Annotated in this window: 4 protein-coding genes; 2 read left to right on the plus strand and 2 right to left on the minus strand. The window is 57.2% G+C overall.

Annotation, left to right across the window (positions count from 1 at the left end; all coding sequences use genetic code 11):
• Positions 1-277 precede the first annotated feature (277 nt).
• Entirely contained in the window at positions 278-1,285 is a 1,008-nt protein-coding gene (locus ABYO54_RS14530; RefSeq protein WP_372808964.1) for a hypothetical protein, read from the plus strand.
• A gap of 132 nt (positions 1,286-1,417) precedes the next feature.
• The gene (locus tag ABYO54_RS14535; protein ID WP_372808965.1) at positions 1,418-2,593 is read left to right on the plus strand and encodes an ATP-grasp domain-containing protein; all 1,176 of its coding nucleotides are present in this window, start codon (positions 1,418-1,420) and stop codon (positions 2,591-2,593) included.
• 211 nt (positions 2,594-2,804) lie between these two features.
• Here ABYO54_RS14535 and ABYO54_RS14540 read toward each other — a convergent pair whose 3' ends face one another.
• Positions 2,805-3,833: an ABC transporter ATP-binding protein gene (locus ABYO54_RS14540; RefSeq protein WP_372808966.1), complete on the minus strand. Its 1,029-nt coding sequence runs from the start codon at positions 3,831-3,833 to the stop codon at positions 2,805-2,807.
• Between the two features lie 11 nt (positions 3,834-3,844).
• Complete coding sequence (locus ABYO54_RS14545; protein WP_372808967.1) at positions 3,845-4,240, minus strand: oligopeptide/dipeptide ABC transporter ATP-binding protein; 396 nt, start codon at positions 4,238-4,240, stop codon at positions 3,845-3,847.
• Positions 4,241-4,335: the final 95 nt, after the last annotated feature.

The raw sequence follows: 4,335 nt of genomic DNA on the forward strand, positions 1-4,335 counted from the left end.
CTCAAGGATCGCGGCCCCAAGAAAGGCCAGCCCGGCCGCACCCTCACCGACGAAGACATCGCCCACTACCACAAAATCGTCGTTGCCCTCTCCGAAACCATCCGCCTCATGGCCGAGATCGACGAAGTTATCGAAGCCCACGGCGGCTGGCCCGGCGCATTCGTCACGGGGGAGTAGTAATAATGGTTGCTGTCAATGTAGACGATGATTCTCTTTCGCAGGCTCAGAGTCGCTTTGCGTCCAGCTTCGTTGCGGCTGAACGGACGGAGCTTTTTACGTGAACGATTCTTCTATACGTGAAAAACCTGTTCCAAACCCTCCTCCCCACGTGGTGCTTCTGGGAGCTGGAGCCAGCCGCGCTACATTTCCATCGGGAGATAAGAACGGACGCAAACTCCCTCTTATGGACGAACTTCCCTGTGTTTTAGGAGAGATTTGGAATGAGCTGGTCACGGCGACCCAAGTTCCTAAGGGTGATTTTGAAAGTCAGTATTCTTGGATAAAATCAAAGTCAGGGTATGTAGAGGAGCTGGAGGCTGTTGAGCGCCGGATAAAGCAATATTTTGAAGAGATGGAACTGCCAGACCATCCAACAATCTATGATTATTTGGTTTTGGGGCTACGCAGTTCGGACGTAATAGGAACGTTCAACTGGGATCCCCTTCTTCTCCAGGCTCACGAAAGAAATCGGGGGGTATGCAAGCTTCCTGATCTCCGTTTCCTTCACGGATGTGTTTCTTACACAACCTGTATTGAGCATGATGTTCTTGGGTCGGAAGGACAGGTCTGTCCTGTTTGTCATAAAAAACTGACCACTGGGCACCTTATATATCCTGAAGCAGACAAAGATTACGCTCGCGATTCATTCATTAAGCGTGATTGGGATCTTGTGCAAAAGGCTGTAGAGCATTCCTTTCACTTAACTGTCTTTGGGTATAGAGCGCCAAAAACCGATTATAATGCTCGCCAAATTCTGCTGGATGCCTGGGGGGATGAAGAGTCCCGTGGATTGAGCCATGTTGAGCTGATCGATATTGCTTCACCTGACCACCTCTCAGATAATTGGAGAGCTTTTATCCCCTTTGGTCACATGATGCATGAGATAGACTTTTTTGACTCTTCGATTGCCCGCTGGCCACGTCGGACATTCGAATGGAAAAGGAATGCCTCTTTTTACGGATTACCATCTAAAGATGTCGGGATTTGCAAGACAAAATCATTGCAAGAGCTACAGGATTGGTTCCGCGAATTAGGGGAGCTGGAGAACGCTGAGGGGCAATCATGAGCTATGTTAATGCGGCCGGGGACTCGGTCCAGATAGGGGCTTTATCAGCTCTCATGGCAAAACGAATTGGTAGGATCGGGCGATTTTACAACAAGGTGCCGGCTCGATTGGCTCGCCACCGGAGGAGTTTCCATGTTTTTCGTCGATAAGCCCTATTTGTCCGACTCGTTTAAAGCGATGCTGGTGGAGCATCGGATTCCGGTGGTCGACACCCCGGGCGCCCGCGGAATGAATCTGCTGCCGGGCACGCTCGTGATCCCGGAGGAAGAGGCCCGCCGGCGCCTGCTCTGCGGCGACGAGCGCCCGTACAGCACCTCCGAAAACTGTCTGGAATGGATCGGCAAGCAACTGCCGGGTTCCGCCCTTCACGAATCCATTCGTTCCTTCAAGGACAAGGCGCGCTTCCGCCGGGAAACCGCCGAGCTGTTTCCCCGTTTTTTCTTTGCGGAATTCGCGTTGGATGAATTGGCGGGGGTCGATGTCCTTACCTTCCCGGGCCGGGTCGTACTCAAGCCCGCCGTCGGATTTTTCAGCATGGGGGTGCATGTCGTCTCTTCCCAAGACGAATGGGACGAGGCGGTGGCCTCCATTTGCGCGAATCTGGCGGAATGCGAAACCCTCTACCCTTCCGAGGTGGTTGAATGGGGACGTTTCATCGTGGAAGAGTATATCGCCGGGGACGAGTTTGCGCTCGACGCCTACTATGACGAGGCGGGAACCGCGCAGGTCATGGGCATCCTGCACCACCACTTCGCTTCGGTCGACGATGTGAGCGACCGGGTGTACTGCACCTCGAAACAAATCGTGGCCGACCATCTGGAGGCGTTCCGCGTCTTTGCCCAAACGGTCGGCTCATGTCTTCGAATCAAGAATTTCCCGGTACATATTGAGCTGCGCCGCCAGGAGGACGGTCGGCTTGTTCCGATCGAATTCAATCCGATGCGGTTCGGCGGCTGGTGTACCACCGGCGACCTGACGCGGGCCGCGTTTAAGTATGATCCATACGTGGCCTATCACCTCAACCGGCCGCCGGACTGGACCGAACTGCTTGCATCCAAAGGGGACGAGATCCATTCCCTGGTCGTCTTGGACAATTCAACCGGCTGGGCCGGCGAAGCGATCGAATCCTTCGACTACGAAGCCGTTGCCGGCGCGTTTGAGAAAACACTGGAACTGCGCGAGGTGGATTATCGCCGCTTTCCGGTCTTCGGGTTTTTGCTGACGGAAACGCGGGCGGATCGTACCGACGAGCTCGACCGGATCCTGCACAACGACCTCCGCTCGTTCACCACGAAAAAAAAGGCCTGAGCGGGCTGGAGGGTCGCCGGCCCGGCGACTCGTGCTTTGGGCAAACGTTCGCGTGAACAAGGATTCAATTTAACACCCGCTTCGCTAAAGGTCGCAAAGACAGCAAAGCCGATTCTTCGCGAACCTTGCGGCCTTCTGTTAAATCGGAAAAGAGCAGCATCTCCTGAAGCTTGACCTGCGATCCATCCGAGTCTTTAGGATGTTTGATGTACTAGGCGTTGGCCCCGGCCGACTGCGCGAGGATCTCTTCGGCGAAGTGGCAGGCGACGCGGTGTTTTTCGTTGCCGTCGATGGCCCGAAGCGAAGGATCGTCGGTTTTGCACCTGTCGCGGGTGTAGGGGCAGCGCGGATGGAAGTGGCAGCCGGGCGGCGGCTTGATGGGCGAGGGCACGTCGCCTTCGAGCACCTGCTTGACCTTTTTCAGCGCGGGATCCGGCTCCGGGATGGCGGAGATGAGCGCCTGCGTGTAGGGGTGCATCGGTTTCTTGTACATGGCCTGCGATTCGGCATCTTCCACCACGCGGCCGAGATACATGACGCAGATGCGGTCGGCGATGTATTTCACCACGGAGAGGTTGTGGGCGATGAAGATGTAGGTCAGCTCCATCTCCTTTTGCAACCGCACCATCAGGTTGAGCACTTGCGACTGGACCGAGACGTCGAGCGCCGAGACGGGCTCGTCGCAGACGACCAGCTTGGGCTTGAGGGCAATGGCGCGGGCGATGCCGATGCGCTGGCGCTGGCCGCCGGAAAATTCGTGGGGATATTTGTCGTAGGCGCTGGCGGGCAGGCCGACCTCGTGGAGGATGCGCAGGATCTCGGTTTTGCGCTTTTCGGCGGTGTCGAATGCGTGTTCGCCCTTGTGGATGATGAAGGGCTCTTCGAGGATGCTGCCGACGGACATGCGCGGGTTGAGCGACTCCATCGGATCCTGGAAGATCATCTGCATCTCCTTGCGGAGTTCGCGCAGGCGCTGGGTGGGGATGGTGTCGAGGTCGACGCCCTCGAACTCGACGGTGCCGCCCGTGGGCGGGTGCAGGTGGAGCAGGGCTTTGCCAAGGGTGGATTTTCCGCAACCCGACTCGCCCACGAGGCCGATGGTTTCGCCTTTGCGGACGTCGAACGAGACGCCGTCGACGGCGTGGACGTTGCCGATGCGGCGGTAGAGGACGCCCCCGTGGATGGGGAAATACTTCTGCAGGTTCTTGATGCTTATCAGTGGTGTCTGAGCGTCGTTCATGTTCATTTCTCTCATTCCAAGCCCGATTTGCCGGGGGGGGTCGAATTCGCGGCTGCAATCTCCGCGTGGCGAATGCAGGAAACCTCGTGTCCATCCTTCACCCGCTCGGGAACCGGCGCCTGTTTGCATGCCGCGGTCGCGTGGGGGCAGCGGTTTTGGAAGCGGCAGCCTTCCGGCATGCTGAAGAGGTCGGGCACCATGCCCTCGATCTCGAACAGTTTCGATTTTTGTTCGGTGTCAAGTTTGGGGATGGAGTGGATCAGCCCCTGGGTATAGGGGTGCTTCGGGTTGTTGAAAATCTCGCCGACCGGGGCGTGCTCCGCCACCTTGCCGGCATACATGACGCAGACGTCGTCGCACATTTCCGCCACCACGCCGAGGTCGTGGGTGATGAACAGGATGGCCATGTCGTTTTTCTGCTGCAGCTTGCCCCGGCGGGGCTGTCAATCCTGCCGCGCGGGTCTGGTCTGCCGGAGCGGTGACGATCACCGGAGATACGACC

Source organism: Pontiella sp. (genome assembly GCF_041622395.1).
Taxonomy (GTDB): Bacteria; Verrucomicrobiota; Kiritimatiellia; order Kiritimatiellales; family Pontiellaceae; genus Pontiella.